General features: G+C 44.2%; 9 protein-coding genes. 8 read left to right on the top strand and 1 reads right to left on the bottom strand.

The features are described 5' to 3' along the window. The first annotated feature begins 25 nt into the window (after positions 1 to 25). The 3 genes from C4B60_RS12135 (at position 26) to C4B60_RS12125 (ending at position 5,297) form a co-directional block, all read left to right on the top strand. Complete coding sequence (locus tag C4B60_RS12135) at positions 26 to 2,203, top strand: malate synthase G (protein ID WP_104058272.1); 2,178 nt, start codon at positions 26 to 28, stop codon at positions 2,201 to 2,203. Between the two features lie 89 nt (positions 2,204 to 2,292). Then, positions 2,293 to 3,075, top strand: a complete 783-nt coding sequence (locus C4B60_RS12130) for a fumarylacetoacetate hydrolase family protein (RefSeq protein WP_104058271.1) — start codon at positions 2,293 to 2,295, stop codon at positions 3,073 to 3,075. 431 nt (positions 3,076 to 3,506) lie between these two features. After that, on the top strand, positions 3,507 to 5,297 hold the full coding sequence (locus C4B60_RS12125; RefSeq protein ID WP_104058270.1) for an L-lactate permease: 1,791 nt from the start codon (positions 3,507 to 3,509) through the stop codon (positions 5,295 to 5,297). 37 nt (positions 5,298 to 5,334) lie between these two features. Here C4B60_RS12125 and C4B60_RS12120 read toward each other — a convergent pair whose 3' ends face one another. Continuing rightward, positions 5,335 to 6,081 (bottom strand): MurR/RpiR family transcriptional regulator, encoded by a 747-nt coding sequence (locus C4B60_RS12120; protein WP_104058269.1) that lies wholly within the window; start codon positions 6,079 to 6,081, stop codon positions 5,335 to 5,337. 187 nt (positions 6,082 to 6,268) lie between these two features. On the opposite strand from C4B60_RS12120, the gene C4B60_RS12115 reads away from it, so the two are divergent. The 5 genes from C4B60_RS12115 to C4B60_RS12095 all read left to right on the top strand — a co-directional run bounded on the left by C4B60_RS12115 (position 6,269) and on the right by C4B60_RS12095 (position 14,776). Beyond that, on the top strand, positions 6,269 to 8,236 hold the full coding sequence (locus C4B60_RS12115) for a fructose-specific PTS transporter subunit EIIC (protein WP_104058268.1): 1,968 nt from the start codon (positions 6,269 to 6,271) through the stop codon (positions 8,234 to 8,236). A 511-nt stretch (positions 8,237 to 8,747) separates the two neighbouring features. Beyond that, complete coding sequence (locus tag C4B60_RS12110) at positions 8,748 to 11,411, top strand: glycoside hydrolase family 38 N-terminal domain-containing protein (protein WP_104058267.1); 2,664 nt, start codon at positions 8,748 to 8,750, stop codon at positions 11,409 to 11,411. Beyond that, positions 11,408 to 13,081, top strand: coding sequence for an alpha-amylase family glycosyl hydrolase (locus C4B60_RS12105; RefSeq protein WP_104058266.1), 1,674 nt, complete (start codon positions 11,408 to 11,410; stop codon positions 13,079 to 13,081). Before C4B60_RS12110 ends, C4B60_RS12105 begins: the two co-directional genes overlap by 4 nt. A gap of 15 nt (positions 13,082 to 13,096) precedes the next feature. Then, positions 13,097 to 14,236 carry a glycerate kinase gene (locus C4B60_RS12100; RefSeq protein WP_104058265.1) on the top strand — a complete coding sequence of 380 codons (1,140 nt, stop codon included), beginning with the start codon at positions 13,097 to 13,099 and terminating at the stop codon, positions 14,234 to 14,236. Between the two features lie 42 nt (positions 14,237 to 14,278). After that, positions 14,279 to 14,776: an NUDIX domain-containing protein gene (locus tag C4B60_RS12095; protein WP_104058264.1), complete on the top strand. Its 498-nt coding sequence runs from the start codon at positions 14,279 to 14,281 to the stop codon at positions 14,774 to 14,776. The last annotated feature ends 136 nt before the right edge of the window (positions 14,777 to 14,912 follow it).

Here is a 14,912-nt window from a genome sequence, read left to right as displayed (position 1 = left end):
AAATCAATTGAAGGAGGAACAAGTGATGGAAAATTACATTAACATTCATGATCTTAAGGTGGCATCGGTACTCTATGAATTTATTAATTCCGAGGCTCTTCCGGAAAGCGGGATCGACCAGGAAGAATTCTGGGCAGGTTTTTCAGAGATTGTAAGAGACTTTACGCCAAGAAATAAAGAACTGCTTGCGATCCGTGAGGAAATTCAAACGAAAATAAACGCGTGGCATCTTGAAAATAAAGAGTTTACCTTTGACTCCTACAAATCCTTTTTAGAGGAAATCGGCTATCTTGAGCCGGTGACAGAGGATTTTAACATTACATCTGACCGGGTTGACGATGAAATTGCCGTGCAGGCTGGTCCTCAGCTCGTTGTTCCCGTTAATAACGATCGCTACGCTATTAATGCAGCTAATGCAAGGTGGAGCAGTCTTTACGATGCCCTTTACGGAACGGATGCTATTTCCGATGAAGGCGGAGCAGAAGCGGGATCAGAATATAATCCGGTGCGGGGAGAACGAGTTATCGAATTTGCCCGGAATTTCCTTGATCAGTCTGCACCGCTGAAGGCAGCCTCTCATAAGGAAGCGGTTCAGTACCTCGTAAAAGACGGAAAGCTTGCTGTAAAACTCAGCAGCGGAGAGGAGGTTGCTCTAGAAGACGGGGAGAAATTCCTTGGCTATCAGGGTGAACAGGAAAATCCAAGTGCCGTACTTCTAAAAAACAACGGACTTCATTTTGAAATTCAAATCGATAGAAACCATCCGATCGGGAAAACGGATGATGCCGGAGTGAAAGATATTTTAATGGAAGCTGCCATCACAACGATTATGGATTGCGAGGATTCCGTAACTGCTGTAGATGCAGAAGACAAGGTGCTCGTATACCGCAACTGGCTCGGGCTGATGCGGGGCGATTTAACCGCTACCTTCTCAAAAAACAACAAAACAGTTTCCCGGACATTAAATCCTGACCGCAGCTATACGTCACCAGATGGAGGAGAACTTACTCTTTCGGGGCGCTCACTCTTGTTTACAAGAAATGTTGGTCATTTAATGTCTAATAATGCCATCCTTGACGAAAATGGTGAAGAGGTGCAGGAGGGGATCATGGATGCAGTCGTGACCAGCCTGATCGGAATGCATACTCTTTTAAGAAACGGCAAGTATCAAAATACGAAAAAAGGCTCCATTTACATTGTAAAACCAAAAATGCACGGCTCAAAGGAGGTTGCATTTGCCAACGAGCTCTTTGACCGGGTAGAGGATCTTCTAAGACTCAATCGAAACACCCTGAAAATCGGGGTAATGGATGAGGAAAGAAGAACTTCTCTGAATCTGAAAAACTGTATTCGCGAGGTAAAGGACCGCGTTGTCTTTATTAACACAGGCTTCCTCGACAGAACAGGCGATGAAATGCATACGTCTATGGAAGCAGGGGCGATGATCCGGAAAAACGAAATGAAATCCTCGACATGGCTGGCAGGCTATGAAAAATCAAATGTCACCACTGGGCTTTCAAGCGGGTTTAAAGGAAGGGCACAAATTGGAAAAGGCATGTGGGCAATGCCTGATATGATGAACGAAATGATGCAGCAAAAAATCGGCCATCTAAAAGCCGGCGCAAACACTGCATGGGTACCGTCCCCAACAGCTGCCACCCTGCATGCGCTGCATTATCACCAGCTCAATGTGACAACCGTTCAGGACGAGCTTGCAAGCCAGAATGTTGATTACAGAGATGATATTTTGCAAATTCCAGTGGAGAAAAATCCGCAATGGACTGCAGAGGAAATCCAGGAGGAACTTGATAATAACGCGCAGGGCATTCTTGGTTATGTGGTCCGGTGGGTTGAGCAGGGAATCGGCTGCTCCAAGGTTCCGGATATCAGTAATGTGGAACTGATGGAAGACCGGGCAACTCTGCGAATCTCCAGTCAGCATATGGCAAACTGGCTGCACCAGGGGATCTGTACAAAAGAACAGGCAGAAGAAACGCTGCAGCGCATGGCGAAAGTAGTGGATGAGCAAAATGCCGGAGATCCCAACTACCTGCCAATGGCTGCTGATTACGAGAACTCCGTTGCATTTCAGGCAGCAAAGGAGCTTGTATTTGAAGGATACGCTCAGCCAAGCGGCTATACAGAGCCCATTTTGCACCGCCGCCGTTTAGAAGCAAAAGTAAAATACGCGATTAAACAATAATTGATTAGGAAAGTGATTGGGAAAAGCAGGACATCCTGCAACAAAGATGTCCTGCTTTCTCTGAACCATTCTTGAAAGGGGAAAACGCGATGAAATTTGTACGATTTAAAACCAGCAGCTTTGAGGTACATAATGGCATTTTAAAGGATGAAAAAATTCAGAAGATAAATGGAGACTTTTTAGGTGGCTGGGATTACGACGAAAAATCTTTTTCGCTTAGCGAGGTTCAGCTTCTTGCACCACTCGAGCCTAACAGCATCATTGGAATTGGAGCAAACTACGTAACGGATGAAAGTGAGCTGCCGGATGAATTGCCTGAGATTCCTGTGTTTTTCTTCAAGCCTAATTCCTCTGTCATTGGGCCTGATGAGGAGATCGTGATTCCTGAAGGAACTGAGCAGGTAAAGTTTGAGTCTGAACTAGCAGTCGTGATTGGAAAAGAAGCGAGAAATGTCTCGGAATCAGAGATTTTAGATTATGTGTTTGGTTATACAGTCGGCAATGACGTAACAGCTCCTGATTTCTTTCATCAGGACGGGCACTGGACGATCGGAAAATCTTTTGATACCTTTACACCGCTCGGTCCTGTGATTGAAACAGAGCTTGATCCTTTTGCGGTTAAAGTAGAAGCAAGATTAAATGACACGGAGAAACAAAACAGCCCTACCTCACTCATGATCGTACCAATTCGCGAAATGCTGTCCTATCTGACTAAGGTGATGACCCTTAAACCGGGAGATGTCATTTTAACAGGAAGTCCTGCAGGAGCTGAGCTGGTCGGTTCCGGAGATGTTATTGCCTGTACAATTAAAGAAATTGGAACACTTGAAAATACCTTTACCTCAGCCAGACAAAAAGCTCAAATTCGGTAGTTTAGCAGTTAGTAATAAGGTTTATGAGAATGCTGCGAAACATGTTTTAGTTTTAGTTAGTGACAACTTATAAGAAAGTTGAGATGATCGGAGTGTAAGGTGGCGACTCTGCGGGATGAAGCGGGAGCTGGAAGAAAGTTAGCTCAAGCCCCGCCCCGCGGAAAGCGTCTACCTGAAAATCATCAATATTTATCTATAGAATAGTTGTAAGCGCATACATTTTGTCTTGTAAAACCAGATTTAAAAATCTGTACAGTACATATTGTTAGTTTGCCCGATGAAGCAATACAAATAAACCATAGCAAATGGGGTGAGGCACGCTAAAAAATGGTCAGCAGCTATAATAACAGGATTTTGCGTTTAATGGATGAAATAGAGAAGCTGCCGGGGGAACTGGGAAAAATCATTTCAAACATGAAAGGGGAAAATGTATGAGTACTGGAATGTTAGCTTTCTTATCACTTTTGCCTATTTTAGCTGTTGCCATTTTTTTAGTCGGTCTTCGGTGGTCTGCCAGTAAAGCGATGCCTATCTCTTATCTTGTTGCGATTGCCCTGGCATTATTTGTGTGGCAGGTGCCTGCAGGAAAGGTAGCTGCAGCCTCCATTAATGGTCTTGTTGTGGCAGGAACCCTGCTTTTTATCATTTTTGGAGCTATCCTCCTTCTGAACACATTAACTGAAAGCGGAGGAATCAAAACGATTCGTCGGGGCTTTACTGATATTTCGCCTGACCGCCGGATTCAGGTCATTATCATTGCCTGGCTGTTTGGTTCATTCATTGAAGGGTCTGCAGGCTTTGGTACACCGGCTGCAGTAGCTGTACCATTACTGGTTGGACTTGGATTTCCTGCAATGGCTGCTGTTGTGGCAGGGATGGTCATACAAAGTACGCCTGTATCGTTTGGGGCAGTAGGGACACCAATGCTTGTCGGCATTCAGAATGGTTTATCAGCCGATGCTGGAATCACCGGCAATTTTCTTGCACTGACGACGTTAATTGGCGGGCAGGTAGCGATTCTTCATATGATAGCAGGAACGTTGATTCCGTTATTTGTGGTCGCTTTGATGACACGATTTTTCGGTAAAAACAAATCGTTTACCGAAGGAATTAAGATATGGAAATTCGCTCTTTTTGCAGCCTTTGCGATGACAGTTCCATATGTAATCGTAGCAAATGTCCTCGGTCCTGAATTTCCATCAATGATCGGCGGGCTTGTTGGACTGGCAGTTGTTGTTATGTCTGCGAAAAAAGGCTTTCTTATGCCGCCAAAAGAAGAAGTGTGGGATTTTGAGGAAAAGTCCAAATGGGATCCTGAGTGGATCGGAGGGCTGGAAATTAAGGATATCACCCATAAAAGCGGGAATATGAGCATGATCCGTGCGTGGACTCCTTATATTTTAGTGGGATTGTTTCTCGTGCTGACCAGACTGACCTTCCTTCCTGTACAGGGATGGATGCAGTCCTGGACCGTTCAATTTGAAAATATTTTTAATTCCGGCATCACATCAAGCTTTCAGCCGCTGTATCTGCCGGGAACCATCTTTATTATCGTTTCACTAATTACGTATTTCCTTCACGGCATGAGCTTCAGCTCGTATAAGCGTGCATGGAGACAGTCAGGGAAAACGATGATTGCAGCATCTACCGCACTTGTCTTTACCGTTCCAATGGTCCAGGTATTTTTAAATTCCGGAGGCGGTGCAGCCGGGTATAGTCAAATGCCTATTGAGCTTGCAAACGGTGCAGTGGCAATGGCAGGAGATTTCTGGCCGTTCTTTGCGACATTCATCGGCGGATTAGGCGCCTTTATCGCTGGAAGCAATACGGTAAGCAATATGATGTTTGCCCTGTTCCAGTACGATGTAGGCTCACAAATGGGCGTAAATGCCACCTGGATAGTGGCGCTTCAGGCTGTTGGAGGAGCAGCGGGGAATATGATTTGTGTGCATAATGTCGTTGCAGCCTCTGCTGTTGTGGGGCTTGTTGGAAAAGAAGGCGCGATTATTCGAAAAACATTGTTTCCCTTTTTCTATTATGCGTTGCTAACAGGGGCAATTGGTTATTCGATCGTCTGGTATGCTGAAAAAGGAATCTTTAACCTTGGAACCTTTGTTGCTGCATTTATTGCAATGGCTGCAGTTTATGTGATAGCAACAAATAATAAGCGTGCTAACTCTCTAGCAGTAACGCCTCCAAAGAATGTCCGTATTGCGAAATAAGCACAGAAAAAGCCGGAGTGTTTCTTCTCCGGCTTTTTTACTGCTCGCTTTTCTTTAGGTAATCAGCGAATAAAAGATCAATTAAAAGCATGAGTGTGGATCTCGCTGTTATGTCATAGCCTGCTAATGCTGCTTTTTCAACCGTCATGCTTAAATTGGCTTTTACAGTCCTCCCTAGAGAGGAGTCAGCTGAGTTGGTTATCGCAGCTGTATCAACAACTAAAAAGGAAAGCTTTTCTGCTGCCTGGATTAATGTTTTCGTTTCACCGCTTGAGGAAATAAAAAACACAAGATCCTCCGGCTTAACCATATTCGGAAGTAAATCGATCATATGGGACTCATACGTATAGTGCGTCTGTTTGTTCGTCTGCATTAAAAGCTTGCTGAAATATTCCGCCATCATCTTCGACAATCCAACTCCAACCACTATGACACGCTTTGCCCGGTAAATCTTTTCGCTCAGTCTTTCAAGCTCATGAGGCTGAATCGTGTCAAAGGCAGTAATAAACTCCTCTTTGTATAGCTCGATCGGACTGCTATTTAACAGGGCGTTTGTATAATCTTTTTTCCTTAGTAAATATTTAAGCTCGGAAAACCCATCTAAACCAAGCTTATGGGACATCCTGACGACCGTAGTTGTGCTGACATTATTGACTTTAGCAATCTCAGTCAGCGAAAGTCCAGATGCTTCATCAGTATGCTGGTCGATGTAGTACAGCACTTGTTTTTCAGTTGGTGTCAGATTAGCCAGGCTGTTGGCAAATTGATCAAGAAATTTCCCCATCCCTTTTCCCCTTTTCCATCCATTTCACCTCATAGTATAGCATTAACTTTTTCAAAACCTCTCATGCTCAGATGTAATTCAGTACAAATGTACAGACTCTGTACAAAATGATCCTGTCATTTCATGATAAAACAATAGTATAAGAACATGTAAGTGTTTTCATACTTAACAGACAGGAGTGACGAATATGAACCTTAGAAGCATGACCGAGCCGGATCTGGTTTTGTTTGATGTACATGCTCAATCAAAGGAGCAGGTAATCAGGCAGCTTGTTTCGGAATTAAATAAAAAGAAATACCTGGAATCTGAACAAACTTTTCTGGAAGCGGTTTTACACCGTGAGGAAATTTCGCCGACAGGACTTGAAAGAGGACTGGCAATCCCTCATGGAAAGTCAGTAGCTGTTAAAAAAGCAGCATTCGCTGTAGCAAGATTAGCATCACCTCTTGAGGACTGGGAAAGCATTGATCCTGCAAATAAAGTCCAACTTGTCTTTTTAATTGCCATACCTGAAGGAGAGGCTGATACCACCCATTTAAAGGTGCTATCTACATTAAGTACAAACCTCATGAAAGAGGGCTATTTAGAGGGGGTGATGTCTGCCTCTACGATCCAGGACTTCCTTGTAAGACTGGATGTAACGGAAGAAACGAAAGAAGAACAGGCACCTGAATTCACGAAAACGGTTGTTGCAGTAACAGCCTGTGCTACAGGAATTGCCCATACCTATATGTCCGCCGAAGCACTTGAAAAAGCGGGACGTGAGCTTGGAATCAGGGTAATTGTAGAAAAACAGGGAGCTACCGGAATAGAGGACAGGCTTTCACCTGAGGAAATCAAGCAGGCAGATGCAGTCATTTTTGCCACTGATATTGCCCCAAAAGAGAAGGAACGCTTTGCAGGCAAACCATTTATTCAAACGCGAGTAGCAGAGCCCTTGCGTCACGGGAAGGAACTGATCCAACGATCCCTTGAACGCCCGGATGGTTTAGTGGAGAAAGGCGAAAATGAAGATTCTTCACCTCAGTCTTCAGGCGGCGGATTTTTTAAGGATGCTGTGCAGGCAGTTATGACAGGTATTTCTTATATGATCCCGGTCATCGTAGCAGGCGGTCTGATGATGGGAATTGCAAAACTCGGGGCAATGCCATTTGGTCTTGTAAATGAAATCGGAAACCCAGAATATGCAAGCCATTCCAACGAGCTATTTGTCATCCTGCATCATTTAGATAAATTCGGGGGCCTAATCTTTAAATTTATGTACCCAATCTTTGCTGCCTTCGTTGCTTATTCATTAGCAGACAGGGTTGGGTTAGTCGCAGGGTTTATAGGAGGAGCCTTCGCAGGAGGTCTTCACCATACGTTTTGGGGAATTGAAGAAGGGATTCCATCAGGATTCTTAGGTGCCCTATTCCTTGGATTGACAGCTGGTTATATCGCGCGGTTCTTAAACCGAAATATTCGCTTGAGTAAGAACTTCCAGGCAATGAAACCAATGTTTTTAATCCCTGCAATTAGTGTACTATCCATCTTCTTTTTAAATTTCTATCTTGTAGACCCGGTCTTCGGGGGCTTGAACGTTGTCCTTCGCAACTGGATTGAATCAGCTCAGGGTACAGGAGATGTTGTACTGGCTTCTATCATTGCTTCAGCCACTGCCTTTGATTTGGGCGGGCCGATCAATAAAGCTGCAGGAGCCATCGCAATCGGTCTGGCAGCGGATCAGGTTTATCCGTTGACTGCCCGTGTTCTTGCCATCGTCATCCCGCCAATCGGGCTTGGTCTTGCAACTGTTATTGATAAATATGTTGTTGGAAGACGCGTGTTTGATGCAGACCTTCGTGTTGCAGGAAACACTTCCTTGCTGCTTGGATTCATCGCCATCAGTGAAGGAGCGATTCCATTTATGCTGCGCAACCCGTTAATTACGATCCCAATTAATATTATCGGGGCAATCCTAGGTGCTACAACAGCCGTCCTATTAGGCGCTGTCCAATGGCTCCCGCTCCCGGCAATCTGGGGCTGGCCGCTGGTAGAAAACCTATGGGCCTACCTGCTCGGCCTCATAGTAGGTGCCGGCTTCATCGCCTTCGCCAACATCTTCATCCGCTTTTCCATCATCAAACGAAAAGCAAAGGCTGAGATGAACTATTAGATTATGTTGAGATAAGCTCATAACAACACCAGCTGCATTAAGAGGTATTTATTCATAACACATTAGTTTCAAAGAAGCGAAAAAGTTATCTAGGAGTTGATTGGAGTGTAAGGGGCTGACTCCTGCGGGAGGAAGCGGGAAGGCTGAGATCCACTTGCGCAGCAAGTTAGCTCAGCTCCCGCCCCGCGGAAAGCATGCCCCTGAAGCGGAAATCAACACGCTGTATTAAGAGGTATTTACTCATAACACATTAGTTTCAATAGGAGTTGATTGGAGCGTAAGGGGCTGACTCCTGCGGGAAGAAGCGGGAGCTTGAGATCCACTTGCGCAGCAAGTTAGCTCAAGCCCCGCCCCGCGGAAAGCATGCCCCTGAAGCGGAAATCAACACGCTGCATTAAAAAGTATTTACTCATAACACTCAAGCTTCAAAAGTACCAGCACGACACAAACCAAATAAAGGGGGTGCATCAGCATAGATGCTCCCTCTTTCTATTACCTGGAGGTCTCACACATGAAAACCAAAAAAGTCTACGTCGTACCACACTCCCACTGGGACCGCGAATGGTACTTCACCATAGAAGATTCCAACCTGCTGCTTGTAGAAAACATGGACCGTCTCCTTGACGTTATGGAAAAAGACCCGGACTACACCGGCTATGTATTCGACGCACAATCCTCCATCCTTGACGAATACCTGAAAATCCGTCCTGAGGAAAAACAGCGCTTATCTGCCCTCATCAAGGCTAAGCGTATTTTCGTCGGTCCCTGGTATACCCAGGCAGATTCTCTTCTCGTCAACCGGGAATCACTCATTCGCAACCTGTTATACGGCACACGCATAGCAGAAAAAATGGGACACAGCATGAATATCGGTTATCTTCCAGACATTTTCGGACAAAACACGTACCTTCCGTCTATATTCAAAGGATTTGATATCGACTATAGCGTGCTTCAGCGTGGAATCTACACCGACCAGCTAAAAGAAGATCTAAACTTCATCTGGCAATCCCCGGATGGGCAAAGCGTAAAAGCAAACAACATCTATTTTGGCTATGGTCCAGGCAAGTTTCTCTCCTCTGATGATGACTATATGGATGAGCGTCTTTTGCCTATTTTAGAAAAAATTTCAACGATGAACAAAAGCACCGACCATTTACTGCTCCCTGCAGGCGGAGACCAGGTTCTTGTGCGCGAGCATTTTCCTGAAACGGTTAAGCAATTAAACCAAAAAGATTCAACCCATGAATATCTTCTATCAGACTATGAAACGTTTATGGAAGAAACCTTTGCGGAAGGCCATTTTGAAAATGTGATTGAAGGAGAGCTTTTGGCACCTCAGAAATCACGCATTCATAATACGATCCGCTCTCAACGCTATGATATAAAGAAGCTTAATGCGATTGCTGAAGAAAAAATCATTTACCATCTTGAGCCTTTAGCCAGTATTGCTTGTACCTTGGGATTTCATTATCCCGACAAGTGGCTGGATGAAATGTGGAAAATGCTGTTTGATGTCCATGCGCACGATAGCATTGGCGGCTGTAATTCTGATGATACGAACAAGGAAATTGTTAACCGTCTTAAAAAGGTTATCCGTCTGGCGGACGGCTGCATGAATTTGCTTAAGAAGCAAATGACAGAGGCGATCAGCAATTCCGTAAAAAAAGACACGCTCTTAGTATTATTTCACCTTCTTCCAGTTGGCTTTAAAGGCTTAAAGAAAGCGGTGCTATTTACAAAAGAAAAAGAATTCTCAGTAACAAATTTAGACGGAAAAGAAATCAATCTCGATATCATGAAACAAGAATATATGAGCGGCGGGAAAACCATTGTCGTGACAGCTGATGGCGAGAAGGAAGTGGACGCTCCCGGCTATTACCGGAGCGAGGTTCTCTTAGAGGTTACACTTCCTTCAATGGGCTATGAAACGTATGAAATAGTCCAAACCAGCGAATCCAATCCTACCAAATTGAAAGAGCTTGAAAAGAAAGAAATTGCAAATGAGCACTTCCGTATTTATGAGGAACAGGGAGTTCTTCAGCTGAATCTAACGAAAATGAATAATACAATTTCAGATTTCCTTCGCTTTGAAAACACAGGAGATGCAGGGGATTCATATGATTACTCTCCTTTACCCGGAGATGAACCTGTCTTTACGAGCAAGCTTCTTTCTGTCAAAACAGAAGCAGGAAGCCAAACAGAACGGATGGAGGTGACCCATAGCCTGAATCTTCCACACGATCTTGAAGAGCGTAAAGAGAATAAAGCCTCAAAGGACCTAATCATTAAAACCTTATTTGAGCTTCGAAAGGGAGAGTCCTTTGTACGCGTTCAACACGACATTAACAACGAAATAAAAGACCATCGATTACGCGTGATGATTCAAACATCAATCAATCATCCTGACAATTCATTCGGCGACCAGGGCTTTAGCATGATCCAAAGACCGACCGTCAATCCCTATATGACTGAGTGGAAAGAGCAGGGCTTTGCTGAAGCGCCGATGCCAATTTATCCACTGGAAAACATTGCGGGTGCTGCAAATGAAAACGTAACGGCTGCTGTTGCTACAAAAGGAATCAAGGAGTATCAGCTGCTAAGAGAAACAGGTGAGCTTGCCTTGACCTTATTTAGAAGTGTTGGCCTCCTTGGAAGAGATAATCTTGCATGGCGTCCAGGGCGGGCATCAGGCATCAACAATAAGGTTGTAACTACACCTGATGCACAGATGCTTGGAGAAATGACGTTTGAGTATGCGATTTATTTCTCACCCACCTATAGCGAGCAGGACCTATATTCGTTCGTCAATCAGTTTAATGAGCATACCGCAACATATCAAAAGCAAGTCCTAAACTCGTTTGAAGAGCGATTGGACCGTTTTGAAATTCCGTTTCCGGTTGACATGCTCCCTTCAAGCTTTCAATTACTTGAAGCAAACAATAGTGAAGTGTTTTTCAGTTCGTTAAAAAAAGCGCATGATGACCATTCACTTATCCTTCGATTATTTAACCCGGGTCTTAAAGACCAAAGGGTTGAATTAACCAGTAAAGCCCTTCAGTTGATGGAGCAGACAGCGCTGAACGAAAAAAGCCAAGCATTAACTAATCAGTCAGTAATAATTGAACCAAAAGGATATGTCACACTTAGGCTTAAAGGGAAGGAGAACTATTTATGAACTTCACGCAAAAAGCGGAAATGCTATTAAAAACGATTTATGGAGAAGGATATTCTCCCCTTTATAAAGAAGAGATAGTAGAGGCTGTTAAAGGGTGGAAACAAAGAAAGTGGAGGCAGCCTTCTGCGCTGTCTCAAAAAAATGTTTACTTAATTACCTATGGGGACAGCATATGGGAGGAAAATAAGCCGGCTCTATCCACATTGAAAAAATTTCTAAACACGTATGCGCGGGATGAAATATCAGATGTCCATCTTCTTCCGATGTTTCCATATACGTCGGATGACGGTTTCTCGGTGGTGGATTATCTTACCATTCACCGGGATCTTGGGAGCTGGGATGAGGTTGAAAGCCTTTCAGCCGATTATCGTCTTATGTTCGATTTTGTCGCGAATCATATGTCCAAGTCCAGCAGCTGGTTTCAGGGATACTTAAAAGGCTTGCCTGAATTTGAGCATTATTTCATTCCAAAAGAAGAAAGCTTTGATGCAGCAAAGGTAGTTCGGCCCCGCACCTCTCCTATTTTTCATGAATATGAGGGGGGAAAAACAGACTGGACCACCTTTAGTGAGGATCAGGTAGATGTAAATTTCAAGCATTTTCCCGCTCTTTTAGAAATGACAAATATCCTTCTCGAGTACGCATGGCGGGGCGGGAGCAGTATCCGTCTTGATGCAATCGGCTTCTTATGGAAGGAATCAGGCACGACATGTATCCATCTACCTCAGACGCATGCGATTATTCAACTTTGGAGAGTTATTTTGGAGGAGTTAGAGCTTAAGACCCTTTTAATAACCGAAACAAATGTCCCGCATAAGGAAAATATCAGTTATTTAGGCAACGGCAAAAATGAGGCTCATCTTGTCTATCAATTTTCCCTGCCGCCTCTTGTTCTGCATAGCTTTACCACACACAATACGACAACATTAACAAACTGGGCAAAGACAATCGAGAAAATATCGGACCAGGCTACGTATTTTAACTTTTTAGCGAGCCACGATGGAATCGGTATGCGTCCAACTGAGGGAATCCTGACAGATAAAGAGCGCCATTCTTTAGCAGATAAGGTGCTTGAAAATGGAGGACGAGTTTCCTATAAGAGCAACCCTGATGGAACAGAATCTCCATATGAACTGAATATTAATTATATGGAAGCCCTTATTAATAAAGAGGAGGACGCAACGGAGGATCTTCAAATTCAAAAAATGCTTGCTGCCCATTCTGTGCTCTTTTCAGTGATCGGCGTTCCGGCAGTGTATTATCATTCCTTATTAGGGTCTGGAAATGATGTAAAGGGTCTTGAAGAATCAGGCATAAACCGCCGGATTAACCGAAAAAAATTTCAATACGAGGAAATCGTCGGAGAGCTTCAGACCTCTTCAAGAAGGCAAAGAGTTTTTGAAGGAATAAAAAAGCTTATCCGTGTCAGACAAAAGGAAGCAGCACTCAATCCTTTTTCAACGCAGGAAATTGTAGAGCTTCACGACCAGGTATTTTCATTAATCCGAAGAAACGAAGAAACAGAAGATGCTCTATTATTCATCGTTAATAGTGGTAATACTCCTGTTCAGGTTGAACTTCCTTTTAATGGTGAAGATCTTTGGAGCGGGGTTCAATGTGACGGACAGATTGAGCTTTCGCCGTACCAATTTGTATGGATTAAAAAATAAAGCAGGTGAAAAGAGTTGAAAATTGTTCTGGCACCAGATTCATTTAAAGAAAGTATTACGGCAATTGAGGCTTGCGATGCGATTAAGGCTGGATTTAAAAAGGTTTTTCCTGATGCCGAATACGTGTCGGTTCCTATCGCTGACGGAGGAGAAGGTACTGTCCATTCGATTGTGGCAGCAACTGGAGGAGAGATCATAGAGACTCAGGCAACCGGTCCCTTAGGTGGACAGGTCGAGGCGTTTTATGGACTTACAGGAGACAGAAAAACGGCTGTCATCGAAATGGCTGCTGCATCAGGGCTTCACCTTGTGCCAAGAGAGCTTCGTAACCCATTGCTCGCTACCACCCGAGGGACAGGGGAGCTTATCCTTCATGCGTTAGATCTTGGGGTCGACCGGATTGTATTAGGGCTTGGCGGCTCAGCTACCAATGATGGGGGTGCAGGTATGGCTCAGGCGCTTGGCATAAGATTGCTGAATGAAGCTGGAATAGAGCTTCAGCCGGGAGGAGCAGCATTAAACAGCTTATCCTCAATCGACATCTCAGGAATGGACGCACGCCTGAAATCAGTCAAAGTAGAAGTAGCTTGCGATGTAACGAATCCTTTAACAGGACCCAAAGGAGCCTCGGCAATTTTTGGTCCGCAAAAAGGCGCGAGTGCAGAGATGGTTGACATACTGGATGCTTCGTTAAGCCGATATGCTGCTGTCATTGAGCGGGATTTAGGGAAAGGAGTTAATGAGCTCCCTGGTGCCGGTGCAGCAGGCGGACTTGGAGCAGGAATTGTCGCCTTTTTAGAAGGAGAGCTTGTCAGCGGAATTGATTTGATTCTTGATGTCATCCGTTTTGAAGAGCTCGTTAAGGATGCAGCACTTGTTATTACAGGAGAAGGAAAAATCGACAGCCAAACCATTCACGGCAAAGCGCCAATTGGTGTAGCAAAAAGAACTGGAATGGCAGGCAGCGCATCCGTCATTGCAGTTGCCGGCTGTCTTGGAGAAGGCTACGAAGCAATATTTGACCATGGGATTGACGCTGCCTTCAGTGTAGTAAATGGCGCCTGTACATTGGAGGATGCACTAGCAGAAGGTGCAACCAATGTTGAAAAAACGGCTGAGAACATCGCAAGGCTATGGGCACTTGGGAAAAAATAAACCAAAGCTTCCAGACTGAATTAAATAGTGGGAGGATATCAGTTGACTACTGCATATGTAAACTGGGGAGAGTCGAGGGTTAAGTTAACATGGGAGAAAAACAGCCTGCTGCCCCAAAGGGACTTAATTACAAGCGTTCACGGCTTTTGTTTTTTCGACGACCAATTGTTATTGATAGACTTATATGATAGGGGATGGGATTTCCCCGGAGGCCATATCGACCCTGGTGAAACAGCAGAAGAATGCTTTAAACGGGAAGCTTTTGAAGAAGGATACGTTGAAGGAGAATGTGAATTAATAGGGTACATCATCGTCGACCATACCGAAAACCCTCAATGGACGGAAAGCAGCCCATACCCTAAAATTGGTTTTCAAGTGTTCTACAAAATGAACATAACAAAACTGCATCCATTCCAAGGCCAATACGAATCAACCAAGCGCATCTTCGTAGACCCCGAAGAAGTATCCTCCTATTATCCAAACTGGCATTCTATTTACCAGGAAATAATAGAAAACGCAAAAAAATGTAGACCTTCTTAACAAGAAGGTCTTATTTTTATTCTGTAAAACTATTTACCGGGAAATAATTTGTCTGTTCACTTCTTTAATAGATTATCAGGTAAGGAGATTAACTTCCAAATTAATAGGTTTTCACCTATAACCAACTAAGTTCAAA

Origin of the sequence: Jeotgalibacillus proteolyticus (genome assembly GCF_002926065.1) — a bacterium.
Classification (GTDB): domain Bacteria; phylum Bacillota; class Bacilli; order Bacillales; family Jeotgalibacillaceae; genus Jeotgalibacillus; species Jeotgalibacillus proteolyticus.
This window is presented reverse-complemented; position numbering and strand designations above follow the sequence as displayed.

Excerpts from the sequence above, each read along its gene's own strand:
- C4B60_RS12105 (WP_104058266.1), top strand. The coding sequence starts at position 11,408 with ATGAACTTCACGCAAAAAGCGGAAATGCTATTAAAAACGATTTATGGA.
- C4B60_RS12120 (WP_104058269.1), bottom strand. The coding sequence starts at position 6,081 with ATGGGGAAATTTCTTGATCAATTTGCCAACAGCCTGGCTAATCTGACA.
- C4B60_RS12125 (WP_104058270.1), top strand. The coding sequence starts at position 3,507 with ATGAGTACTGGAATGTTAGCTTTCTTATCACTTTTGCCTATTTTAGCT.
- C4B60_RS12135 (WP_104058272.1), top strand. The coding sequence starts at position 26 with ATGGAAAATTACATTAACATTCATGATCTTAAGGTGGCATCGGTACTC.
- C4B60_RS12130 (WP_104058271.1), top strand. The coding sequence starts at position 2,293 with ATGAAATTTGTACGATTTAAAACCAGCAGCTTTGAGGTACATAATGGC.
- C4B60_RS12110 (WP_104058267.1), top strand. The coding sequence starts at position 8,748 with ATGAAAACCAAAAAAGTCTACGTCGTACCACACTCCCACTGGGACCGC.
- C4B60_RS12115 (WP_104058268.1), top strand. The coding sequence starts at position 6,269 with ATGAACCTTAGAAGCATGACCGAGCCGGATCTGGTTTTGTTTGATGTA.